Origin of the sequence: Flavobacterium segetis (assembly GCF_900129575.1) — a bacterium.
Lineage (GTDB): Bacteria > Bacteroidota > Bacteroidia > Flavobacteriales > Flavobacteriaceae > Flavobacterium > Flavobacterium segetis.
Genome location: NZ_FQWE01000004.1, coordinates 370,792 through 393,951 on the forward strand (window position 1 = coordinate 370,792; position 23,160 = coordinate 393,951).

Below are 23,160 nucleotides of genomic sequence, written 5' to 3' on the forward strand. Positions count from 1 at the left end.
ATAGCAATAAGGCCTAAAATATTAATTTATTTTAGGCCTTATTTTATACATTTATACTAACAACATAACCCTCTGAACTACGAATATTAAAAACGGTACCATTATCAAAAATTAAATATTGTCCTTTTATCCCGGCTAATTTCCCTTCAAAATTAGGCGTTTTATCTAAACTTAAACTGCTCACTTTCTTTGGATATTCTAAAACAGGATAATGCATTTCATACAAATCATTTTTTTGCGAGTAGAAATATTCCTGCACTTCTGATGGAATTAAATTTTCTAATTTTAATCTTTCTTTGACTAAATCAACATGCTCTACAGAATTAGTCAGCATTTTTCTCCAGTTTGTTTTATCAGCATAGTGACTTTTTAACGCAACTTCAGTAATTCCTGCTAAATATCGGTTAGGCACTTCTACGATAGTAATGGCTTCATTAGCTCCTTGATCTATCCAGCGCGTTGGCATTTGCGTTTTTCTGGTCACTCCTACTTTCACTTCGCTAGATAAAGCTAAATAAACAATATGAGGTTGTAATTGCACCTTCTCTTCATAAACTAAATCTCTATCGGCAATACCAAGGTGAGCCGTGCTTAATTCAGGTCTAATAATCCAATCCCCTACAGACGCACTCGAATAAAAACAATCATAACAAAAACCTTGACGAAATATTTTTCTCTTTTTCCCACAATTCAAACATTGGTAACCCAAAAAACTGATTTGAATATTATTATTTAATAATTGATTTACATTTAAAAAGCTATTTTCAAAAACTAGATAATATTGAATTGGATTGCCAAATTCAGTTTGCATTTTTTTTAGGACACCTTCGTAAGTCATTGTATTTTTATGTTTTTGATTATCAATCTATGATTGCGCATTTAGCATAACTCGCGCTAGACTTTTATGAAGCGAGAATCTTTGCATTATTAAAGAATTGTTTTTTATAAAAAAACACTATTTTTGATACTTTGACAAAGTTAGTATTTGTCAATTAATATTCATATCTGAAATCTACATTCGTTAATCTAAAATCAGAAATCTGCATGCCTTTAACCATAATCAATTCGTTTGCTTCTTGGGTTCTAAAACAAAGAATCCATCAAATCGAACTATTCTTGAAATATCCAAATGAAGTTCAAGAGGAATTGCTTATGAATTTAATTGGCTCGGCAAAAAACACTGTGTTAGGTAAAAAATACGATTATTCCTCCATTAATACTTATTCGAAATTTGCAGAAAGAATTCCTATATCCACTTATGAAGATTTACAACCTTTAATAGAAAGGACGCGTCAAGGTGAGCAAAATGTTTTTTGGGAAGAACCTATAAAATGGTTTGCTAAATCCAGCGGTACGACAAATTCAAAAAGTAAATTTATTCCAGTAAGTAATGAAGCGCTTGAAGACTGTCATTATAAAGGAAGTAAAGATTTGCTCTGCTTGTATTTAAGTAATAATGAAAATTCTGAACTCTTTTTAGGTAAAAGTTTACGTTTAGGTGGCAGTTCCCAAATTTACGAAGACAACGATACCTTTTTTGGCGATTTATCCGCGATATTAATTGAAAACATGCCAATTTGGGCAGAGTTCAGTAGTACGCCAAGCAATAAAATTTCTTTGATGAGTGATTGGGAAACTAAAATCAAGGCGATTATCAACGAAACCAAAAACGAAAATGTAACCAGTTTTGCAGGAGTTCCTTCCTGGATGCTAGTTTTGATGAATAAAATGCTAGAAGAAACTGGAAAAGGGAATCTACTTGAAATTTGGCCAAATCTAGAAGTGTACTTTCATGGCGGCGTAAATTTTGAACCCTACCGCGAACAATACAAAAATATACTCCCTAAAAAAGATTTTAAATACTACGAAATATACAATGCATCAGAAGGTTTTTTTGCCATCCAAGATTTAAACAACTCAAGTGATTTATTACTAATGTTAGATTATGGAATTTTCTACGAATTTATTCCAATGGATACTTTTGGTACACCCAATCAAAAAGTGATTCGGTTAGCTGATGTAGAATTATTTAAAAACTATGCTTTGATAATTACCACTAATTCTGGTTTGTGGCGTTATTTAATAGGTGATACGGTTCGATTTACTTCCCTAAATCCTTACCGAATTCGGGTTACGGGTAGAACCAAACATCATATTAATGTTTTTGGCGAAGAATTGATGGTCGAAAATACTGATATGGCTATAGCCAAGGCTTGCAAGATAACCAATACCCAAGTGGTCGATTATACCGTTGCGCCTGTTTTTATGGAAGGTAAAGAAAAAGGAGCGCACGAATGGATAATTGAGTTTAAAGTAAATCCTATCGATATTTCCGTTTTTCAAAAAATATTAGATGAATCGATTCAATCTCTGAATTCCGATTATGAAGCAAAACGCTTTAACAATATGACTTTGAATCCGTTAATAATAAACATAGCACGAAAAGATTTATTTTACGATTGGCTGAAATACCGCAATAAACTGGGCGGACAGCATAAAATTCCTAGATTGTCTAATCATAGAGATTATTTAGAGCAATTGAAGAGCATGCAAATTAGTATTGTTGTTTAGTACTAAAGATAAGTCTTCTACATATAAAAATTTTACTGCTCTAAACAAAAGTTAATATGCATTATTTCTCTTGTAAGTTTATTCTAATAAAGTACATTTAGATTAAATAAAAATCTATTACATGCCTACAAAAAATTTATTTTTAGTCGATGATCATCCTATAACAGTTGACAGTTATAAAAACTTAATTTTACGAACAAAAACTGCAGCTAACGATATTTATTTTGTAACAGCCTTTTCTTGTGAAGAAGCATACAAGAGGATTATTGAAAAACACAACGATCAAGAAAACTTTGATGTTGCCCTTTTAGATATAAGTTTGCCATCTTACCCAGCTAAAAATCTACTTACAGGTATTGATGTAGCTAAACTCATTCGGTATTATTTTCCAGCGTGTAAAATAATATTACTCACGATGCACAGTGAGCCTGCAATTGTCACAACTGCCATACATGAAATTAATCCAGAAGGATTCATTTTAAAGAATGATATTAATGCAGCAAGTTTTGTAAATGCGTACCAATCTATAATGCTAGGCTCCACCTTTTACAGTAGTACAATAACTAAAGTGCAAAACGATACTATCATAAAAAAATTGGATTTTGATGCTATTGATTTACAAATCTTACTTTTACTTGATAAGAAAATTAAAACCAAAGACATGCCGAACCATATTGACCTTTCCTTAAGTGCCATCGAGAAAAGGAAAACCAATATTAAAAACCAACTTTTAAAAGACAAAGGCAATGATACAGCAATAGTTAATACTGCTAAAAAACTAGACATTATTTAAATTTAATAAAAACCTTACTTTTTTAACATAAAACAGCAATATGCTTTTAATCTTAAGCAATAAATTTGAAAATCTTACGAATCTAAATTAAGTGCACGTAATTGAAAGTTCTAAAAGAAGTAATTTTAACCAATTAAAAACTATTTTATGAAAAGATTACAATTAAATCAGATGGAGAATCTGGAGGGTGGTGGATTGGATATTGGAACAACAGCTGGAGTAGCATGTGGTTTAGCTGTATCCGGAGCCCTTTTTGGAGGTTTTAGTATGTTTTTAAAAATGGCAATCGCAGGACCAACTTGTGTAGGATTAGTAATTAGAGAACTTCAGTAAAAAATAAAAATATGAAAACTTTAGAAATTAGCAATTTAGAAAAAATTGAAGGTGGTAAATTTATAGGTGGATTTTGCGCCGCAGTTGGTGCAGCGGGAGCTGTAGCTACTTTAGCTACCCTAGCTGGCGCAACAATAGCAACTGGCGGAGTAGCAGGGATCGTTGCAGGTGTAGCTGTTGGAGGGTGTGCAGCATATGGGGTTTACTTGATATGGTAAGCAAATAGAAATTATAATAATAGTAGAGGTGTCAATTAAGTATGTCTGTCTAATTGTCTATACTTAATTGACATCCATTACAATTTACGACATGGGATATTTTAAAACCAAAAAAGATAGAAATCTTTTTTTCATAAGCTTTTTAATTGGTGTTATATTTATGATTTATTTTTTAGTTTATAAAAAATAAATCAGCTCCGTACAGCAATATAAACATATACTGTTTAATCACATAGTTTTTATAACATCAATATTCAATATCAAAAATGTTGTAGTGACGAACATAGCACATCTATGCCCCTCCATTAAAAAATGGCATTAGAAATCTTTATAAATTGCAATAGGTGGTATAAATTCATTACAAGCTATAATTTAGATAGCTTATTTTTAATCGCATTTTACTCAAGTCCTGTAAAAATGTCCTTTAAAATTAATTATCTAAAAAAGACAATTTTATGATATTGAGTAAAGAACAAACTTAAAATATTGATAGCAATGTGATTCTCTTCCTGCTGCAAATTTATATGACAATTGATTTATAAATTAAAATTACAAACATTTTACCTTCTTTAATTTACATTTATGAAAAGTTCGTTTTTCAAATATTTCATTCTTATAAGCGCCTTAATATTAATTACACAAGCTACAAATTACCTATTAGATTTTAACACCTTAATTCATAATTCACTTGCCGATAAACTAACAAGCCAGCAAATAGACAATTTTTTTGAATTTTCAAGCAAATGGCAATGGCTAAGCTATTTATTGATTGCAATTATCTTACTTATAAAAGTAAGCATTATAACAAGTGTATTATATATTGGCGTATTTCTCTTCAGTAATATGATAGTGACTTTTAAACAATTATGGAACATTGTCATTACAGCTGAGTTTATTTTCTTACTTGTACCAATAATTAAAACTATCTGGTTTTACTTTTTCCAAACCAATTACGCCCTAGAAGACGTACAATATTTTTACCCATTATCCTCCTTGAATATTATAGGGCATAAAGGTTTAGAGCCTTGGCTAATATATCCTTTTCAGACACTTAATTTTTTCGAATTAGGCTATTGGTTAATTCTTGCCTACTACATTGGTAAAGCAACTGAAACCACAATGGATCATGGGCTAAAAATTGTGGCTTCTAGTTATGGCAGCGCTTTATTGCTATGGGTAGTGGTCATCATGTTTTTTACTTTAAATTATTCCTAAAAAAGCAAAATGAAAAAATACCTTAAAATATTTATACCACTAGTATTTTTATCCTTACTATCTTTTATGGGTTACAAGATAGTTACTAAAATCAACCATCAAAAAGAAGTCGCAGCAAATATAAAAACCATTCCTGCTTTTAAATACCAGAATTTAAACGGAGAGTCTTTTTCTAATAAAAATTTAAAAATGGACACCCCTACTCTTTTTATATATTTTAATAGTGAATGTGAGTATTGTAATGAAGAAGCTCAAATGATCAAGGAACATATTAACGCTTTTAATCCGTTCCAACTTGTTTTTGTTTCGTTTGAACAACCCACAAAAATAGCTTCTTTTGCTAAAAAACACAATCTTCTTAATTATGATAACATTTTTTTGTATGTGACTCTAAAGCTACTTTCGCTACTACCTTTGATGTTCAGTCTTTGCCTTGTTTAGTTTTATATGATAAAAACCAACAACTCATTGAGAAGTTGAAAGGACAAACTAAAGTAGAAACTATCTTAAAAAAATTACAATAAAAAATATGACATTCCTCCTTTGTCAGAATCGAGCAAAGCGAACAGGCGAAGCAATGACAAAATGAAGCAATAGCAAACTAAGAATAATGACTACAAAACATATCGAAAAAACCCATACACTACAGCTCGACCAATCTGATTGTGGTGTAGCCTGTTTATTGTCTCTTATAAAATTATATGGCGGTTTACAATCTATCGAAAAATTACGTGAATTAAGCGGAACGACTAAACAGGGCACAACCTTATTGGGCTTATATCAAGTTGCCAATGAATTAGGATTTAATGCCGAGGGCTGCGAAGCAGATATACAAGCTTTAATTGATCACAAACAACCAGTAATTCTTCACGTAGTAATAGAAGATAAACTACAACATTACGTGGTTTGTTATCACTATGATGACCAAAAAGGTTTCTTAATTGGCGATCCTGGCAAGGGAATTTATTATTTATCACAAAACTATTTAGATAAAATTTGGGTTTCAAAAAGCTGTTTAACATTAGAACCCAATGAAAACTTTGTAAAAGAAACTGAAGTCAAAAATGCGCAACAGAAGTGGTTTTTAGCATTACTAGAACCAGACTATAAATTACTGTGGATTAGCGTGCTACTTGGAGTTTTTGTGGCAGGTTTAGGAATGGCCATGTCTTTGTTTTCTCAAAAACTAATTGATGATATTTTACCCTCGCATAAAATCAACAAACTTATCTCAGGAATTGTTTTACTGGCCATATTACTTTTGGCACGAGTTGGAATTTCGGTATTACGAGAGTTTTTCCTGCTACAACAATCAAAAGACTTTAATAATCGCATTAATAATCAGTTTTTTTCCTCTTTGCTACATCTTCCAAAACCTTTTTTTGATACGCGAAAAATAGGGGAATTAGTTGCTCGACTGAATGACACACAAAGAGTGCAAAGAGTTATTAAGATGCTGGCAAGCAGCTTAGTAATTGATGTATTAGTTTCTATTATTTCGTTAGCTTTCTTGTTCGGTTACTCATGGAAATTAGGTTTAATTTCATTGTTAACTATGCCTGTCTATTTTTACATTATTTATAGAAGTAACAAAGCCATAATTGAAGCACAAAAATCAGTTATGCAAAGTTACGCCTTTAACGAAAGTAATTATATCAATACTATTCAAGGAATTTCTACTATAAAAAACGATAACAAACAAGCGATTTTTAGCAAAACCAATGAAATGATTTTCGGGAACTTCCAAGAAAAACTATTTCATTTAGGAAAAATAAATATTCGCCTTTCCTGGCAATCAGGACTGGCAAGTGTTTTCTTTTTGACCGGAGTTTTAATTTATACCTCTATTCAAGTTTTCACAAAGAAATTAAATTAGGGGAATTAATGGCAATTTTAGGGATCGTAGGTTCCTTATTACCATCAATTGCAAATCTAGCATTGATTTCAATTCCTATCAATGAAGCCAAAATTGCTTTTAATAGAATGTTTGAATTTACTTCTATCGAAAAAGAAAAAGAAGAAGGTGTTTCAATCGATGAAATCAAAAGTGTTTCATTAACAAATCTATCTTTTCGATTCGCGGGACGAAGTGAATTATTTTCGAACGTTAATATTAAAATAGAAAAAGGAAAACTAACGGCAATTGTGGGAGAAAGCGGAAGTGGAAAAAGTACAATTGGTCAAATACTACAACGCTTTTATAATTTTGAAAAAGGAACTATTACGGTTAATAATAAATATCAATTATCTAAAATTGAGCTTCAAAGCTATAGGAAGCTAATAGGCGTGGTTCCGCAAGGAATTATCATTTTTAATGGAAATGTGATTGATAATATTTTATTAGGAGCAACTGAAACTACAGAAAACATAATTTCATTCCTTACTGAATATGGTTTTGAAGCTTACTTTAATCAATTGCCACAGGGATTAGCAACGATAGTGGGAGAAGAAGGAATTAATTTATCATGGGGACAAAAACAAATTATAGCTTTAGCTAGAGTATTATATAAAAAACCTCAGTTTTTAATTTTAGATGAAGCGACATCGGCAATGGATAGAAACACAGAGAATTTCTCTATGGCGTTATTGGACAAAATAAAACCTAACTGCGCTATTTTCTTTATTTCACATCGCTTGAATACCTTGAAAAAAATTGCAGATACTATTTACGTTCTCGAAAATGGCACATTATCAACCACTGGAAATCATGAAGAGTTGATGGAAACCACTAATTTTTATAGTGAATATTGGCAAGACTAAATAAATTTCATATTACAAAGAATTATGTTTAACTACCGCATTTAATTAGAGCAATTGAAAAGCATGCAATTGGAGAAGGTATAGTTGTATAATTGAAATAATTCGAACTTTACTCCTCCTCCTCCATCATATCGATATGCCTGTCGTGATATCCTAAAAGATACAAAACTCCATCGAGACCTAAACTAGAAATAGAACTTCCTGCTTTTTCTTTTACCGTTGGTTTTGCATGAAAAGCAATTCCTAAACCTGCTAAACTTAGCATAGGTAAATCATTCGCGCCATCTCCCACCGCTATTGTTTGATTAATGTGAATACCCTCTTTATCTGCAATGGCTTGTAAATATTCTGCTTTCTTTTTACCGTCTACAATTTCCCCGAGATAGTTCCCAGTTAATTTACCATCAATGATTTCTAACTCATTGGCATGAACGTAATCAATTCCTAATTCCTTCTGTAAATATTTTCCAAAAAAGGTAAATCCACCTGATAAAATAGCCGTTTTATAACCGTAATACTTCAATGCTTTCATCAAGCGATGTGCTCCTGTTGTTATGGGTAAATTTTCAGCAACATTTTGTAATACATCTTCACTTAAGCCTTTCAATAAGAGCATGCGTTGCTTAAAACTTTCGCTAAAATCAATCTCGCCATTCATTGCTGCTTCAGTAATTGCACGTACTTGGTCTCCCACTCCTGCTAACTCAGCTAATTCATCAATAACTTCGGTTTGTATTAACGTAGAATCCATATCAAAACAAACTAAACGACGATTTCTTCGATACATATTATCTTCCTGAAAAGAAATATCGACATCTAAAGTTCTGGAAATCTCCATAAAACTAGCGGTCATAAAAGTTTTGTCTACAATTGTTCCGGTGACCGATAATTGAATACAAGAACGAGGAAACTCCTCTTCTTCCACAATAGACACGCGACCTGTTAACCTTTTTATCGCGTCAATATTTAAGTTTTGATTCGCTAAAATCCGAGTGATTGCAGCTAATTGTGCGGCAGTTAATTTTTCACCTAAAACATTTATTGAATACCGTTGTTGTCTTTGTCCTTTTACCCAAATCTCGTAATCATCAATTGAGATTGGAATAAACTTTACTTTAACTTCTAATTCATAAGCTCTAAACAAGAGATCTTTTAACACGGGTCCCGAAGTAGAACCTCCTTTTATTTCAAATAAAATACCTAATGATAAAGTGTCATGAATATCAGCTTGACCGATATCTAATATTATGGCATCATAATTTGCCAAAATAGCCGTGAGTCCCGCGGTTACACCAAGCTTATCTTGTCCAGAAACTTTCAACAAAATAACCTCTTTATCTTCTATTTGCATACTGTACTTTTTTAGAGTAAACAAAAATCGGTATTCTAATGCTGATAAAAAAAAAAAATACTCCTTTTTGCGCACAATAACAAATAGTGTAAAATAGCCATAAAAAAACCCGCTCAATGTAATGAACGGGTTTGTGTTTTTGAGAAATATGTAATTTATGAAGCAATCTCTAATCGCTTCAATAAATTTTTATTCAATGTTTCTCTCGCGTATTCCACATCAATTTCTAACGTTTTATCATCAGAACTTGGCAATTCGTACATCGCATCGGTCAAAATTGCTTCACATAACGAACGCAATCCACGAGCTCCTAGTTTATATTCTAATGCTTTTTCAACAATAAAATCTAACGCTTCATCAGTAATGGTGAATGCTACTTCATCCATTAAAAATAACTTTTCATATTGCTTGATTAACGCATTTTTAGGCTGGGTCAATATGGCTCTCAACGTTTCTCTATCTAATGGATCCATGTGTGTCAATACTGGTAAACGCCCAATAATCTCCGGGATTAATCCAAAATCTTTAATGTCTTTTGGAATAATGTATTGCAATAAATTGTCCTTATCGATATTATCTACGTTTTTAGAAGTAGAATAACCAACAGCCTGACGATTCAATCGTTTAGAAATAATTCTTTCCACACCATCAAAAGCACCACCAGCGATAAACAAGATATTTTGTGTGTTAACTTCAACAAATTTTTGGTCTGGATGTTTACGCCCTCCTTTTGGTGGTACGTTTACAACTGTTCCTTCTAATAGTTTCAATAACGCTTGTTGCACCCCTTCTCCAGAAACGTCACGTGTAATCGATGGATTATCGCTCTTACGGGCAATTTTATCTATTTCATCAATGAATACGATTCCGCGTTCTGCTTTAGCCACATCATAATCTGCCGCTTGAAGCAAACGAGTCAAAATACTCTCAACATCTTCTCCTACATAACCAGCTTCTGTCAATACAGTTGCATCAACGATTGCTAAAGGAACGTCAAGCATTTTAGCAATGGTCTTAGCCACCAATGTTTTTCCTGTTCCCGTTTGTCCCACCATGATGATGTTACTTTTTTCAATCTCTACTTCATCATCTAATTGCTGCTGCATCAAACGCTTGTAGTGATTGTAAACCGCAACCGACATTACTTTTTTAGTTTGATCTTGACCAATAACATATTGATCTAAAAATGCTCTAATTTCTTTTGGTTTTTTCAAAATCAAATCACCAACAAGCTTTGAACTTCCGCCAGATTTTAATTCCTCTAAAACAATTCCATGTGCTTGTTCGATACATTTATCACAAATATGCGCATTGATTCCAGCAATCAGCAAGCTGGTTTCTGGTTTCTTTCTCGCACAAAACGAACATTCTAATACTGCTTTTGCCATTCTTTTATGTCTAAAGTTATAAAGTCAAAAGTCAAAAGTCAGTAGCATTGCTTTTGACTTTCGACTTTTAACCTGAAACTAGATTTTTATTTTCTTATTAAAACCTCATCAATCATTCCATAAGCTTTTGCTTCTTCAGCAATCATCCAATAATCACGTTCGCTATCAGCATGTACTTTATCAAATGTTTGTCCTGAATGTTGAGAAATAATTTCATATAACTCATTTTTCAATTTCATCATTTCACGTAAATTGATTTCCATATCAGTCGCAACTCCTTGCGCTCCACCTGATGGTTGGTGAATCATAACTCTTGAATGTGGCAATGCCGACCGTTTCCCTGCTGCTCCTGCACATAAAAGCACCGCACCCATAGATGCTGCCATTCCAGTACAAATAGTTGCCACATCTGGCTTGATGTACTGCATTGTGTCATATATTCCTAATCCTGCATAAACACTTCCTCCTGGAGAGTTCAAATAAATTTGAATATCCTTAGAAGCATCCGCACTTTCAAGAAACAATAATTGCGCTTGAACAATATTTGCAATTTGGTCGTCAATTCCAGTTCCTAGGAATATAATACGATCCATCATTAATCTTGAGAAAACGTCTAATTGTGAAATATTCAACTGACGTTCTTCAATAATATAAGGAGTCATATTAGTTGGCGGAGTCATTGCACCTACGATTTTATCGTAATACATTGAGTTGACTCCTTGGTGCTTTGTAGCAAATTTTTTAAATTCTTTACCGTAGTTCATATTTTTTTATTCTAAATTTAAAGTTATCTCCAATGCTTTTCCTATTGCAAAGTTCATACCTCTTTGTAATTAGTGTCAATATGTCTCGTTTCTAGCCCAGATAGCAGTGAAAAGCTTTTTGAAATCGTGTTGCATTTTTTATTGCACGAAAAGAGCGACTGCAAGAAGCTCCTTTTCTTGCTTATAAAAAATCAAATCCGATGATAAAACTTGTAACGGATAGCTGGATTAGCTCCTGACATTATCATAAATAAAAAGAGCGTCAAAAATAAATTTCTGACGCTCAAATATACTTATTTTTTATTGTTTCCAATTGGTAAGCAAATAATAAAATTTCACTAATCTCAGCCAACTGCGGGACTTTTCACTTTTGACTTTACCACTTTACAGACTAAATTTATTCCCCGTATGAAGCGGCAATAAATTCTTCGTAAGTAACTTCTTTAGTTGTTGGATTTGCTTTTTCTTTGAACAAGTCAAGCATTTTTTCTCCTACCACTTGGTCAGAAAGTCGTTTTACCTCGTCTTGGTTTGACAAAACTCTCGCCACAATTCCTTGAACCTCTTCGTCCGTTGGGTTTGTTTGACCAAATTGCGCCATTTGTTGACGGATATTTTTTGTAGTAAATGATTTCAAATCTTCGAAAGTAACTTTGATTTCATTTGTAGCCATTGCTCTACCTTCGATCAATTGAAAACGCAATCCTCTCTCTGATCTTGCATATTCAACTTCAGCCTCTTCAGGAGATAATTTTTTCTCCCCTACGGTTTGCAACCATTTTTTCAAAAACTCAGCTGGCAAATCAAATTTTGTGCTTTCGATCAAGAAATCCTGAACGTCAGCTAATAACTTTTGGTCTGCTTGCGTTGCAAATTGAGTTTCAGCATCTTCTTTAATTTTAGCTTTCAATTCGTCTAATGTAGCTACTTTACCTTCACCAAATAATTTATCGAATAGCTCTTGGTTTAATTCAGCCAATTCTGCTCCGTTGATTGCTTCGATAGTAAAATCTACATCAACAGCAATTGTGTGAACATCATCATGACCTATTTTCATTATGTCCATCAATTGATGAGCATCTTCAAATAAACCACTTGTATTTAAAGTTACAACATCACCTACTTTTTTACCTATGAATTTATCAGCATTCGCTTTATCTTTAAACATATCCAAAGAAATAGTTGTTGCATTGTTGATTGCAGCTCCCTCGTTTACAAAAGTTCCAGTGATATCAGAATCTACAACCACAGCTTCCTGAGGAATTGCAGTTCCAAATTGTTTTTGGATACGTGCTACTTGACCGTCAATCAATTTATCGTCAGCTTTAACTACATATTTTACTACATCATTTTTACCTTCAAGATCTAAAGTAAAGTCAGGAACTAGACCTATTTCATATTCAAAAACCAATTCTTCAGCACTCCAATCAAAATTCTCATTTACTTTAGGAAGTGGTGTTCCAAGAAGGTTTAATCTTTCTGATTGCACAAAACGCTCAAGAGCTAGGTCAACCACTTTTTGAACTTCTTCTTGTTTGATCGATTTTCCGTATTGTTTTTCAACAAGATCTTTAGGCACAGCACCTTTTCTAAATCCTTTTACGGTTGCCAATGGCATTTTTTCATTTATTCTTTTTGCCACTTGACCTTTGTAATCCATGTGAACTACAGTCATTACAATCGTCTCGTTTACAGCGTCTATTGCTACTCTTTTAATATCCATCTTCTTCTTTACTTTATATTATAATTTCGGACTGCAAAATTATAAAATTTTTACAAATTCTCCAAGCTTTTTACCACCGAACCTTTTGAGTAGATTTTACAGCTAAAAATCTATAATATGTTGTGTGATTTGGGCGTGTCCCACCTCCGTTCCTCTACGGCGGGTCAGGCTTTTCGTTGCAATCTTTTATTTCGCTACGCTTCATAAAAGGATTTTCAATGCAAACGAAGGTCACTGAATGCCAAAAAAATAGAATATAAATGAAGTAATCCTTCACGCGGTTAATGGATGGTATTGTGGTTGTTTTACAAATTATTATACCGCAATTACTTCGCTTTGTATATAAAAAAAGATGCTTTTTTGTAAGATTAATAATTATATTTGCTAATTATATGCTTGTATTATTGATCATACATCCACAAGTGCGATAAAGACAGAGTTAAATATGTGTTAGCTGAAATTGAGTCAAATAAACACAGAGTTTAACAAGCAACCTAATCTAACATAAATGAACACAAAATGTAATAATTTAATTAAAAACGATTTTTTGTACTTTTTAAAAAATCCAAATAAAAAATTCCGTGGAATCTTTAGACAAGATTTTACTTTATTTATAGTACTAACAACCCTTAATTTTTTTGCGGGATATGTTAAGTCGTTAATTACTCACGAACCGTTTATTGATCAAAGCGATTTAGATAAATTTAATTTATCTAAATTTTTTCCTTATCTATTTCTCGTTCCATTAATTGAAGAATTAGTATTTAGGGGATTTTTACAATACAAGTCCCGATTGGTTTTAATACTAAGTTTTATCTCAATCATATTTTTTTTAACTTCCTATTTTAAAGAAGAAACAACAATTTTATATATTTTTATAGTGGTGATTATTTGCGGGCTATTAGTGCTTTTCAACAAAAAATTATATGAAAAAATGTTAAGTTTCATAGAAGTAAATTTAATAATAATCATTTTAATTTCGTCTATTATTTTTGGCTCTGCACATTTAGGTAATTATGATGATTTCTCTTGGGTAAACTTAATACCCATCTCTGAAAAAATTATTGCTGGAGTATTTCTATGTTATATCGCTAAAAAATACAATATTTGGCGTTCTTATTTTTTTCACATAATTAATAATTCGTTACCTTTTCTCATAATTATAGCATACAAATTAATGCAATAAAAATTAACTCAAGCTGGCGCGAATGCAATGTTACTGCGTTAAAAATAGCAATTAAGAAAGTTGTTCTTTTTTCATTCCGACAGAGAAGGACTCGAGAGTTTGCCTGAACAGGCAAAGCAATCCCAACAAACAATAGCGATAAACAAAGATTCTTACTTCGTAAGAATGACAAAGTTGGAGAGGTCAAATCATAACTTTATGATATTATGCACGATTGTGATGGTCGCGCTACCTAAAACTATTCCATGTGCAAGTGTTTTAAATGATAATAGCCTTGTTTTTATATTAAAGGAAATAAGTATAGCTTGATTATAAATATCAGTTATGATTATCAAATGGTTTGGATTCGCTTTATTGAAACGCACGTAGAGTGCGACAAGAGTAGCAATAATGAAATTTAATTATAACGAAATGAGCATGATCGTAAATCGGTAGCAAAAATCGATGTTAATTTGCGAATTACACAAAACCTTTAAAAAATAATAAATATATACATATGAATATAAAACCTGTAAAAAACCTAAAATGATTATAACTATGCTCTTGAAAGACTTGAAACAATCTTTGATACAAAGTTGAATTCTCCAGAAGGCAATGAATTAGAAGTACTTGGAATTTTGCTTGATCATTATGAAAATGAAAATTTCCCAATAGGTTTGCCTGATCCTATCGAAGCAATTGAGTTCAGCATGAAGCAAATGGGACATAATAAAATAGATTTAGTAAATAGTATTGGACTGAAAAGTCGAGCTACTGAAATTTTAAATCGCTAAAGAAAACTTTCATTAGATGTGATAAGACAACTTTAGGAAAGTTTACACATTCCAACCTATGTTTTAATACAATTCTATTTAAAATGTGACTTTTTATAATATTCGTTAACAATTTAACTCGTTATAGACACCATAAACACTGGGATAGAATTGAAAATGAATCTTTTTGTTGTATTTTTGATTTTCTGACATTTTATTTTAAGAGAATCGCCAAAATTTATTTTAATCTAAGCAAAAGTCACAAAACTTAAAACAACAAATTGTAAGCTGATGAATCTATCTAAATTATTCAAAGAATTCTATGAAAGTGAGAAAGCAGGCGGATTAATTCTGCTTTTTGTTACTATTATTTCCCTCGCTTTAGCTAATTCTCCTATTCAGTCCAGCTATATTAGCTTTTGGCAATATGATATGGGTGGACATAGCATCACACATTGGATCAACGATGCGTTGATGGCTGTTTTCTTTTTACTAATTGGATTAGAATTAGAACGTGAAATTTACAAAGGAGAACTTTCTGATATAAAAAATGCCTCCTTCCCTATTATAGGTGCGATAGGCGGTTTTCTTATTCCAGCAGCTATTTTTCTACTATTTAATTATGGAACTGCCACACAAGCAGGAGCTGGAATCCCAATGGCTACAGATATAGCTTTTGCAATTGGTATACTATCATTATTAGGAAATAGAGTTCCTGTATCGCTAAAAATATTTTTAACCGCACTAGCTGTGATTGATGACTTAATTGCAATTATTGTTATTGCCATTTTTTACACAAAAACTCTTGTTTGGTCTAACTTATTACTCGCCTTGGCAGTATTTGGGATACTATTAATACTAAACCGACTCAAAGTCAAAAGTCTAATTCCTTATCTTTTAGGTGGAGTAGTAATGTGGTTTTTTATGTATAATTCAGGAGTTCATGCCACTATTACTGGAGTTTTATTAGCGTTTGCAATACCGTTTGGTAACGGCGATAAAAAATCAACTTCTTATGTTTTACAACACTTTTTACATAAACCAGTGGCATTTATAATTTTACCTCTTTTCGCTATTGCAAATACAAGCATTGCAATTGGAGCTGATTGGCAAAATGGTTTAGGCGAAGCTAACAGTATAGGGATTTTGACAGGTTTAACTATCGGAAAGCCGTTAGGAATTTTTGCATTTGCTTTTACAGGTGCGTTAATAGGACTTTGCAAATTACCAAAAGACTTAAAATGGAAAAACATAATTGGTGTTGGATTTCTAGGAGGAATAGGATTTACAATGTCTATTTTTATTACAATTCTCGCATATGACGATGTTGCATTGATAAATAGTTCAAAAATCGCAATTATTTTAGCTTCAATTACTGCAGGAATTATAGGCTATATGCTTTTAAAATGGACATTAAAACCTAATGCACAAGAATAATTTTAAAAAATTAAATTTAAAATTATGATGTCAATCATTAACGATTATACTACCGCTTTTTTTAAATAGTAAGCTCATTTATAGTATTGAGGCTAGAAATAATTAAAACGTAATGAACGTTTTAATTATTTCTTTCTTTTGTATAAATGAGCCGCCGCTAAAACGATTCCTGCAAAAATTAATATCGAAAACCACCAAAATAAGGGTAAACCAAAAAACAAAGTACTTTTAATTTCCATATCTCCTGTTACTAGATCAATCATAGCTTTTATTTTTTTAACAATTTAAGCAATATTACCTGATAACAAATACAATTTGTCAGTAAATTAAATTTTGCACTGAAACAGTAATTTAATTTAAATATATTCACTTATTTGATCCTACCCTCTTTTAGTCAATAAATTGGGTCAAAAAATAGTAAATGAAATTTGAAAAAAAATGAGTGGTAAGGCTTTTTAGACTTTAATTATATTTCATCTGTTCATTTGCCACTATAATTTTTCCCCGTTGTGCGATACCTAAAGATCGATTGACTTTTATTCGTATTTTTGCATAATATAAAATTAAGATATGAAAAAAATTATAATGCTTTTTGCATTAATCCTTACAGCAAGTTCTCAGGCGCAACAAAGACCAAAATTAGTTATAGGAATTGTAGTTGATCAAATGAAGATGGAGTATTTATATCGATTTTCTGACGATTATACTGCCAATGGATTTAAGCGGTTGATGAATGATGGATATACTTTCCATAATATGCATTACAATTATATGCCCACTTATACAGCGCCAGGGCATGCAAGTATCTATACGGGAACAACGCCATCTACACACGGTATCGTGGGTAATGAATGGTTTAATAAAGCAACTGGAAAAGACATGTATTGCACTGACGATGCCGGAGTAAAAACCTTAGGCGACGGTTCAGATAAAGAAGGAGCGATGTCGCCAAAAAATTTATTAAGCACTACTATTACTGACGAGTTACGTATGGCTACTAATTTTAAAGGTAAAGTGATTGGAATGAGTATTAAGGACCGGGGAGCTATTTTACCAGCAGGTCATTTTGCAAATTGGGCTTTTTGGTATAGTAAAACAGGTTCCTTTGTATCTAGTACTTTTTATGGAGATGAATTACCAAAATGGGTTAGCGAATTTAATAATGAAAAAAAATATCTTAATTACATCAATAAGGGTTGGGATTTATTGAAACCAGTGGCGACTTACAATGAAAGTCTTGCAGATGACAATCCTTATGAAGGAAAAATAAATAAAACAAAACCACCAGTTTTTCCATATGATCTTAATGCTATTTATAAAGATAAAGGAGCTGATGTGCTACGTACAACTCCTTTTGGAAATGATCTTTTAGCAGATCTGGCAATTAAAGCCATAGAAAAAGAGGAACTAGGTAAAGATGATATCACTGATTTTTTAACAATAAGTTTTTCATCCACGGATTATGTAGGACATACTTTTGGGCCTCGTTCCATGGAATTACAAGATACTTATCTACGTTTAGATCAAACCATTGCTGATTTTCTAACTTACCTTGATAAAACGGTTGGTAAAAATAATTATTTGCTTTTTTTAACTGCTGATCATGCTGGAGCAGAAAACGCAAATTATTTAAAAGATAATAAATATAACGTAAAAAACATTCCTTCAAAAGAAATTGTGTCTTCATTGAAAAAATATTCACTGGAATCTTTTGGTACTGATTTGATTTTAGATTATTCTAATTTCAATCTTTTTTTTAACAGAGAAATTATCAAACAAAAAGGCTTAGAACTCACAAAGGTGAAACAAAGTTTTAAAGATTTTTTGATGACACAAGAACAAGTTAAAAGAGTGTATACCGAAGAAGAAATTTTAGCATCATCAGGTGGTGATTATTTCTTGAGCTTTATTGCTAAAGGATATGATCCAAAGCAAAACGGAGATATAGTTATACTTGATAAAACAGGCTACATGCAGTATTATGAAACAGGAACAACTCATGGCTCACCAAATAGTTATGACACGCATGTACCACTACTTTTTTATGGATGGCATGTGCCAAAGGGTGAGCTGCACTCTAAAAAATTTATTACTCAAATTGCACCTACACTTTCTCAAATGCTGAAAATTCCATTTCCAAATGGTACAGAATCTGAAATTTTAGAAACACTTTTCGAAAAGAAATAAAGCTATTTGACGTTGATATTAAAAAAAACTCCTTTCATAAAATATGAAAGGAGTTTTTTGCTTTGTAAAAGATATTTAAAAATTATTTTCTATTTCTGCTGCTTTTAGCATTAAATAATGCAAATCGGTATTTTTTATAAAAGGTTTTAGCAAATCACTACCAGGTCCATACATTGCTAGTTCACTGTAATCAGCAGAGTGATCCATACTAATCCAACCCACTGAATTGTATTTCTTTTGTATATCAGCTAAGACCTTAAAGGGCAAATGCCTTGGATTATAAAGTCCTTCTTCCAATTTTATATTAGAGTAAAAGTTTAAAATTTCTTTCGCATCATCTTCTTTAATGATAGTTTTATTGGCGTATTCAATCCTTTCAATCATTTGTGAAACTCTTGTTTCTTGACCAATTCCATTTAATATCCATTCATTAGTTTGCCTATAATTATGGATACTATCAAAATTATCATTGGCGTCTTTGCCATAAATAATTCCTGGATTAGCGTTACCGTGATCTGTAGTGATAATAACTAAGGTATTTTTGTCTTTCTCTGCAAAATCAATTGCAATTTTTACCGCCTCATCATGAGCAACTTGATCATATAATAATCCTGCAATATCGTTTCCATGGGCTGCCCAATCTACTTTTCCAGCTTCAACTTGCAGTACAAATCCATTTGGATGATGTTTCATTTTATCAATAGCGCATTTTGTCATTTCGGCTAATGTAGGAATAGCTTCTATCAATTCTTTGCTGCTTTCTCTATCCTTTGAATAAGGTAGTCCATCATTGTAAAAAACTCCAAGAATCGGTTTAGAATTATCGCAAGAAAACATTTCTTTTTTATTCTTTACAACTGCAAATCCTTTGCTTAAGAATTCTTGATACAGATCACGCTTGTCTTTGCGACTATCCGATGCAAAATAATTGTTTCCTCCACCCATCATCACATCAAACTTTAAATCAAGATACATTTCAGCAATGCTATCTTGACTATTTCTACTTTTAGAAGCAATACAAAATCCTGCTGGTGTTGCATGTGTTATAGGAACTGTTGTGACACAGCCTGCCATTTTACCCGCTTTTTTAAATTTTTGCCAGATAGGAAGATATTCTTCTCCATTAACACCAATATTTAATGAACCATTTTTAACTCGAAACCCACTACCCCATGAAGAACTAGCCGCGGCTGAATCAGTTACAATAGATGAAGCTGATGACATATCCATTAGGGCACGACTAACTTTATTATCCTTGTATAATTGTAGCCAGTTACTTCCTTGACCTGTTTTTCTATTTAAATAAAGATCAGCCATGTTTAAAGTTCCATGACTCATTCCATCGCTAACAATGACAATAATATTTTTAGCTTTTTTATTCTTTTTAAGAGTGTCAAAATCGAGTTCTTTTGCAATTCCTTCAAAAGGATTTAAAAACGTAGATCCAATGGCAAATAAAGAACCATTCTTGAAAAATTTCCGTCTGTTCATGGCTTGTGCGTTTAATAATAATTTCAAAAGTAGTTAAACTGCCTCATTCACTATGTTAAGAATTTTTTATTTTTCGATAAAACATGCTTATGTGTAGACTGCTTATTCCTAACAAAAACCCCATCTACTTTTGCAGATGGGATTTTTAATTTTAAACAGTTTCTACTAAATGAGGTAATTGAACTTGATTTCTCAGTATATCTTCAAATGATTCATGAGCTCGAATTAAATGTCCCTCTCCATTCATCCACAATACTTCTGCGGGTTTGTAACGAGAGTTGTAATTAGATGCCATAGAAAAACAATAAGCACCAGCATTTCTAAAACATAGTATATCACCTTCTTTAATTTCCGAAATTCTTCTATTATTGGCAAAAGTATCTGTCTCGCAAATATATCCAACAACGGAATAGAAACGTTCTTTCCCTTTTGGATTCGAAATATTTTCAATTTGATGTTGTGAACCGTAAAGCATAGGTCTAATTAAATGGTTAAATCCACTATCAATCCCCGCAAAAACTGTTGATGTAGTTTGTTTTACCACATTAACTTTAGCTAGAAAGAATCCTGCTTCACTTACTAAAAACTTTCCGGGTTCAAATATCAAAGTTAGTTCTTTACCATATTCTATGCAGAAAGCATTAAATCTTTTGGATAGTTTTTTTCCTAATTCTTCAATATCAGTTTCAATATCATCTTTTTTATATGGTACTTTAAAGCCACTTCCAAAGTCAAGAAATTCTAAACTTTTAAAACTTTTGGCTGCATCGAATAATATTTCGGCAGCATAAAGAAATACTTCAATATCTAGAATATCTGACCCAGTATGCATGTGGATCCCAACAATATTCATTTTTGTATTTTCAACAATACGAACTAAATGCGGTAATTGATGTACTGAAATACCAAACTTACTATCAATGTGACCTACAGAAATATTTGCATTTCCACCCGCCATCACGTGGGGATTAATACGGATACAAACAGGAACTTCTGGGTATTTTGTACCAAATTGCTCTAAAATAGACAAATTATCTATGTTAATTTGTACTCCCATAGCATTTACCTCTTCAATTTCCTCTAATGAAACGCCGTTTGGAGTGTAAAATATTTTTTCTGGTTCATAACCAGCATGTAGTCCTAGCATTACTTCTTGAATAGATACAGTGTCAAGTCCTGATCCCATTTCTCTCAATAATTGCAAGATGGCAACATTAGACAAAGCTTTTACAGCATAATTAATACGAAGTTTATTTACCTTAGAGAAAGCTTTTGATAGCCTATTATATTGAGATTGTATTTTTTCGGCGTCATATACATATACTGGGCTGCCAAATTGTTCCGCCACTTGAAGTAAATCTTTTGATTGCATGATTCGTAATTTTTTACAAATTTATTGTTCTTTATTTAGCTATACAAACTAAATAATAATTCTAACAAAATATAACAAAAAGTTAGATTTAGAACAATTTTGAATTTTTAACATAATAATAAACTTTAAGAATTCTTTTTAGAAGTATTAGAAAATGTTTTACGTTATAAAGTTGGTAAATCACCTTTTCCTTTAGTCGGCAAATTCGTATAACCCATTAAATAATTGTCAACTTCTCTTGCGGCTTCTCGACCTTCTGATATTGCCCAGACAATCAGCGATTGGCCTCTTCGCATATCGCCAGCCGTAAAAATATGTGGTTTATTTGTTTGATAATTGGTAGCTTTATAATTACTTCTAAAATCGACCTCTAATCCTAATTGGTCGCTCAAAGTTTTTTCTGGTCCTGTAAATCCTAAAGCCATCAATGCCAAATCACACGGCCATATTTTTTCTGATCCTTCTTTTTCAATTAATTCTGGTCTTTGTCCAGCAGTCATTTTCCACGCTACTTCAACAGTTTTTAAACTCACTAAATCGCCTTTATCGTTAGCGATAAATTCTTTAGTGTTTATCAACCAGTTTCTATCACAACCTTCTTCATGTGAAGAAGATGTTTTTAATTGTAAAGGCCAATATGGCCAGGGCGTAGAGTCACTTCTTCCAACTGGAGGTTTAGGTAAAATCTCAAAGTTAGTAACTGATTTCGCACCATGTCTATTTGAAGTTCCTACACAATCCGAACCCGTGTCTCCGCCACCTATTATAATGACATTTTTACCAGTTGCCATTATCTGATTTTCAATTTTTTCGCCGTACAAAGATTTTGTTTGTTGCGTTAAGAAATCCATTGCTTGCACCACGCCTTTACTCTCAATTCCTTTTGTTGGCAAACTTCTTCTTTCTGTTGCGCCACCACATAAAACAATCGAATCAAAAGAGTTTAATTCCTTAATACTATAATTTACACCAACGTTTACATTAGTTTTAAAAACAATTCCTTCAGCTTTTAATACTACAATACGCCTATCAATAATTCCTTTTTCTAATTTAAAATTCGGAATTCCATAGCGCAATAATCCACCTATTGCATTGTCTCTCTCAAAAACGGTTACAGTGTGACCCGCACGATTTAATTGTTGTGCGGCTGCCAAACCAGCAGGTCCAGAACCAATTACTGCTATTGTTTTCCCTGTTCTCACTTCTGGAGTTTGTGGTTTTATCCATCCTTCCGCAAAACCGCGCTCAATAATGTTTTTTTCTATATTTTCAATTGCTACTGGTTCACTTATAATTCCTAAAACACATGATTTTTCACATGGAGCAGGACATAAACGGCCAGTAAATTCTGGAAAATTATTGGTCGATTGCAAAATCTCTAGTGCACTTTGCCATTCCTCCTGATGCACCATATCATTAAAATCAGGAATCAAATTTCCCAACGGACAAGCGCTGTGACAAAAAGGAATTCCACAATCCATACACCTGGAACCTTGTTCCTTCATTTTATCTTGACCTAATGGAATTGTAAATTCATTATAATTTGATACACGCTTAGCTACAACTGTATTATGCTCGTCAGTTCTACTATACTCTTTAAATCCACCTAACTTTCCCAT

The 23,160-nt window shown here is 32.3% G+C and carries 21 protein-coding genes and 1 pseudogene; 13 read left to right on the top strand and 9 right to left on the bottom strand.

The genetic code is table 11. The annotated features are described in order from the left end of the window. Nucleotides 1-43 precede the first annotated feature (43 nt). Entirely contained in the window at nt 44-838 is a 795-nt protein-coding gene (locus BUA99_RS08010) for a DUF2797 domain-containing protein (RefSeq protein WP_072990556.1), read from the bottom strand. Between the two features lie 206 nt (nt 839-1,044). Here BUA99_RS08010 and BUA99_RS08015 point away from each other — a divergent pair, with 206 nt between their 5' ends. From BUA99_RS08015 to BUA99_RS15355, 8 genes are all read left to right on the top strand, one after another. Further along, nucleotides 1,045-2,571, top strand: coding sequence for a GH3 auxin-responsive promoter family protein (locus tag BUA99_RS08015; RefSeq protein WP_072990559.1), 1,527 nt, complete (start codon nt 1,045-1,047; stop codon nt 2,569-2,571). 121 nt (nt 2,572-2,692) lie between these two features. Beyond that, on the top strand, nt 2,693-3,364 hold the full coding sequence (locus BUA99_RS08020) for a response regulator (protein WP_072990561.1): 672 nt from the start codon (nt 2,693-2,695) through the stop codon (nt 3,362-3,364). A gap of 147 nt (nt 3,365-3,511) precedes the next feature. After that, nucleotides 3,512-3,697, top strand: a complete 186-nt coding sequence (locus BUA99_RS08025; protein ID WP_072990564.1) for a hypothetical protein — start codon at nt 3,512-3,514, stop codon at nt 3,695-3,697. A gap of 11 nt (nt 3,698-3,708) precedes the next feature. After that, entirely contained in the window at nt 3,709-3,915 is a 207-nt protein-coding gene (locus BUA99_RS08030) for a hypothetical protein (protein ID WP_072990566.1), read from the top strand. Nucleotides 3,916-4,497: 582 nt separating this feature from the next. Continuing rightward, the gene (locus tag BUA99_RS08035; protein WP_072990568.1) at nt 4,498-5,130 is read left to right on the top strand and encodes a hypothetical protein; all 633 of its coding nucleotides are present in this window, start codon (nt 4,498-4,500) and stop codon (nt 5,128-5,130) included. 9 nt (nt 5,131-5,139) lie between these two features. Beyond that, the gene (locus tag BUA99_RS08040) at nt 5,140-5,571 is read left to right on the top strand and encodes a peroxiredoxin family protein (RefSeq protein ID WP_072990571.1); all 432 of its coding nucleotides are present in this window, start codon (nt 5,140-5,142) and stop codon (nt 5,569-5,571) included. Between the two features lie 169 nt (nt 5,572-5,740). Beyond that, nucleotides 5,741-7,006, top strand: a complete 1,266-nt coding sequence (locus tag BUA99_RS15350; RefSeq protein WP_234972929.1) for an ABC transporter transmembrane domain-containing protein — start codon at nt 5,741-5,743, stop codon at nt 7,004-7,006. An 8-nt stretch (nt 7,007-7,014) separates the two neighbouring features. Then, nucleotides 7,015-7,890, top strand: a complete 876-nt coding sequence (locus tag BUA99_RS15355) for an ATP-binding cassette domain-containing protein (RefSeq protein WP_234972930.1) — start codon at nt 7,015-7,017, stop codon at nt 7,888-7,890. 109 nt (nt 7,891-7,999) lie between these two features. Here the strand turns inward: BUA99_RS15355 and serB are convergent, their stop codons facing one another. From serB to BUA99_RS08065, 4 genes are all read right to left on the bottom strand, one after another. Further along, nucleotides 8,000-9,241 (bottom strand): phosphoserine phosphatase SerB, encoded by a 1,242-nt coding sequence (serB, locus tag BUA99_RS08050; RefSeq protein ID WP_072990574.1) that lies wholly within the window; start codon nt 9,239-9,241, stop codon nt 8,000-8,002. Nucleotides 9,242-9,396: 155 nt separating this feature from the next. Then, nucleotides 9,397-10,629, bottom strand: a complete 1,233-nt coding sequence (gene clpX / locus BUA99_RS08055) for an ATP-dependent Clp protease ATP-binding subunit ClpX (RefSeq protein ID WP_072990577.1) — start codon at nt 10,627-10,629, stop codon at nt 9,397-9,399. A gap of 86 nt (nt 10,630-10,715) precedes the next feature. Then, nucleotides 10,716-11,393, bottom strand: a complete 678-nt coding sequence (gene clpP / locus BUA99_RS08060) for an ATP-dependent Clp endopeptidase proteolytic subunit ClpP (protein ID WP_072990579.1) — start codon at nt 11,391-11,393, stop codon at nt 10,716-10,718. 397 nt (nt 11,394-11,790) lie between these two features. Continuing rightward, a complete protein-coding gene (locus BUA99_RS08065; protein ID WP_072990582.1) occupies nt 11,791-13,116 on the bottom strand; it encodes a trigger factor in 1,326 nt (441 codons plus the stop codon). Between the two features lie 508 nt (nt 13,117-13,624). On the opposite strand from BUA99_RS08065, the gene BUA99_RS15565 reads away from it, so the two are divergent. The 4 genes and pseudogenes from BUA99_RS15565 (at nt 13,625) to nhaA (ending at nt 16,491) form a co-directional block, all read left to right on the top strand. Beyond that, a complete protein-coding gene (locus BUA99_RS15565) occupies nt 13,625-14,302 on the top strand; it encodes a M949_0222 family glutamic-type intramembrane endopeptidase (protein ID WP_072990585.1) in 678 nt (225 codons plus the stop codon). A 305-nt stretch (nt 14,303-14,607) separates the two neighbouring features. Then, on the top strand, nt 14,608-14,703 hold the full coding sequence (locus tag BUA99_RS15570; protein WP_200778647.1) for a type II toxin-antitoxin system HigB family toxin: 96 nt from the start codon (nt 14,608-14,610) through the stop codon (nt 14,701-14,703). 95 nt (nt 14,704-14,798) lie between these two features. Further along, a pseudogene (locus BUA99_RS08085) lies at nt 14,799-15,111 on the top strand (helix-turn-helix domain-containing protein). A gap of 234 nt (nt 15,112-15,345) precedes the next feature. Then, nucleotides 15,346-16,491, top strand: a complete 1,146-nt coding sequence (gene nhaA, locus BUA99_RS08090) for a Na+/H+ antiporter NhaA (RefSeq protein WP_072990590.1) — start codon at nt 15,346-15,348, stop codon at nt 16,489-16,491. A 125-nt stretch (nt 16,492-16,616) separates the two neighbouring features. On the opposite strand, the gene BUA99_RS15105 is transcribed toward nhaA, so the two are convergent. After that, the gene (locus BUA99_RS15105) at nt 16,617-16,754 is read right to left on the bottom strand and encodes a hypothetical protein (protein WP_159430937.1); all 138 of its coding nucleotides are present in this window, start codon (nt 16,752-16,754) and stop codon (nt 16,617-16,619) included. Nucleotides 16,755-17,061: 307 nt separating this feature from the next. Between BUA99_RS15105 and pafA the strand changes: the two genes are divergently transcribed. Beyond that, nucleotides 17,062-18,678, top strand: coding sequence for an alkaline phosphatase PafA (pafA, locus tag BUA99_RS08095; protein ID WP_072990593.1), 1,617 nt, complete (start codon nt 17,062-17,064; stop codon nt 18,676-18,678). 75 nt (nt 18,679-18,753) lie between these two features. Here the strand turns inward: pafA and BUA99_RS08100 are convergent, their stop codons facing one another. The 3 genes from BUA99_RS08100 to BUA99_RS08110 form a co-directional block, all read right to left on the bottom strand. Next, the gene (locus BUA99_RS08100) at nt 18,754-20,169 is read right to left on the bottom strand and encodes an alkaline phosphatase (RefSeq protein WP_072990595.1); all 1,416 of its coding nucleotides are present in this window, start codon (nt 20,167-20,169) and stop codon (nt 18,754-18,756) included. 151 nt (nt 20,170-20,320) lie between these two features. Further along, nucleotides 20,321-21,541 carry a diaminopimelate decarboxylase gene (gene lysA / locus BUA99_RS08105; protein WP_072990598.1) on the bottom strand — a complete coding sequence of 407 codons (1,221 nt, stop codon included), beginning with the start codon at nt 21,539-21,541 and terminating at the stop codon, nt 20,321-20,323. A gap of 164 nt (nt 21,542-21,705) precedes the next feature. Next, the gene (locus BUA99_RS08110; protein WP_072990601.1) at nt 21,706-23,160 is read right to left on the bottom strand and encodes a glutamate synthase subunit beta; all 1,455 of its coding nucleotides are present in this window, start codon (nt 23,158-23,160) and stop codon (nt 21,706-21,708) included.

Coding starts and splice junctions, on each gene's coding strand:
- BUA99_RS08020 (WP_072990561.1), top strand. CDS start 2,693: ATGCCTACAAAAAATTTATTTTTAGTCGATGATCATCCTATAACAGTT.
- BUA99_RS08015 (WP_072990559.1), top strand. CDS start 1,045: ATGCCTTTAACCATAATCAATTCGTTTGCTTCTTGGGTTCTAAAACAA.
- BUA99_RS08040 (WP_072990571.1), top strand. CDS start 5,140: ATGAAAAAATACCTTAAAATATTTATACCACTAGTATTTTTATCCTTA.
- clpP (WP_072990579.1), bottom strand. CDS start 11,393: ATGAACTACGGTAAAGAATTTAAAAAATTTGCTACAAAGCACCAAGGA.
- BUA99_RS08035 (WP_072990568.1), top strand. CDS start 4,498: ATGAAAAGTTCGTTTTTCAAATATTTCATTCTTATAAGCGCCTTAATA.
- BUA99_RS08030 (WP_072990566.1), top strand. CDS start 3,709: ATGAAAACTTTAGAAATTAGCAATTTAGAAAAAATTGAAGGTGGTAAA.
- BUA99_RS08110 (WP_072990601.1), bottom strand. CDS start 23,160: ATGGGAAAGTTAGGTGGATTTAAAGAGTATAGTAGAACTGACGAGCAT.
- BUA99_RS08010 (WP_072990556.1), bottom strand. CDS start 838: ATGACTTACGAAGGTGTCCTAAAAAAAATGCAAACTGAATTTGGCAAT.
- BUA99_RS15355 (WP_234972930.1), top strand. CDS start 7,015: ATGGCAATTTTAGGGATCGTAGGTTCCTTATTACCATCAATTGCAAAT.
- BUA99_RS08100 (WP_072990595.1), bottom strand. CDS start 20,169: ATGAACAGACGGAAATTTTTCAAGAATGGTTCTTTATTTGCCATTGGA.
- BUA99_RS08065 (WP_072990582.1), bottom strand. CDS start 13,116: ATGGATATTAAAAGAGTAGCAATAGACGCTGTAAACGAGACGATTGTA.
- nhaA (WP_072990590.1), top strand. CDS start 15,346: ATGAATCTATCTAAATTATTCAAAGAATTCTATGAAAGTGAGAAAGCA.
- pafA (WP_072990593.1), top strand. CDS start 17,062: ATGAAAAAAATTATAATGCTTTTTGCATTAATCCTTACAGCAAGTTCT.
- serB (WP_072990574.1), bottom strand. CDS start 9,241: ATGCAAATAGAAGATAAAGAGGTTATTTTGTTGAAAGTTTCTGGACAA.
- BUA99_RS15350 (WP_234972929.1), top strand. CDS start 5,741: ATGACTACAAAACATATCGAAAAAACCCATACACTACAGCTCGACCAA.
- BUA99_RS15105 (WP_159430937.1), bottom strand. CDS start 16,754: ATGATTGATCTAGTAACAGGAGATATGGAAATTAAAAGTACTTTGTTT.
- clpX (WP_072990577.1), bottom strand. CDS start 10,629: ATGGCAAAAGCAGTATTAGAATGTTCGTTTTGTGCGAGAAAGAAACCA.
- lysA (WP_072990598.1), bottom strand. CDS start 21,541: ATGCAATCAAAAGATTTACTTCAAGTGGCGGAACAATTTGGCAGCCCA.
- BUA99_RS15565 (WP_072990585.1), top strand. CDS start 13,625: ATGAACACAAAATGTAATAATTTAATTAAAAACGATTTTTTGTACTTT.
- BUA99_RS08025 (WP_072990564.1), top strand. CDS start 3,512: ATGAAAAGATTACAATTAAATCAGATGGAGAATCTGGAGGGTGGTGGA.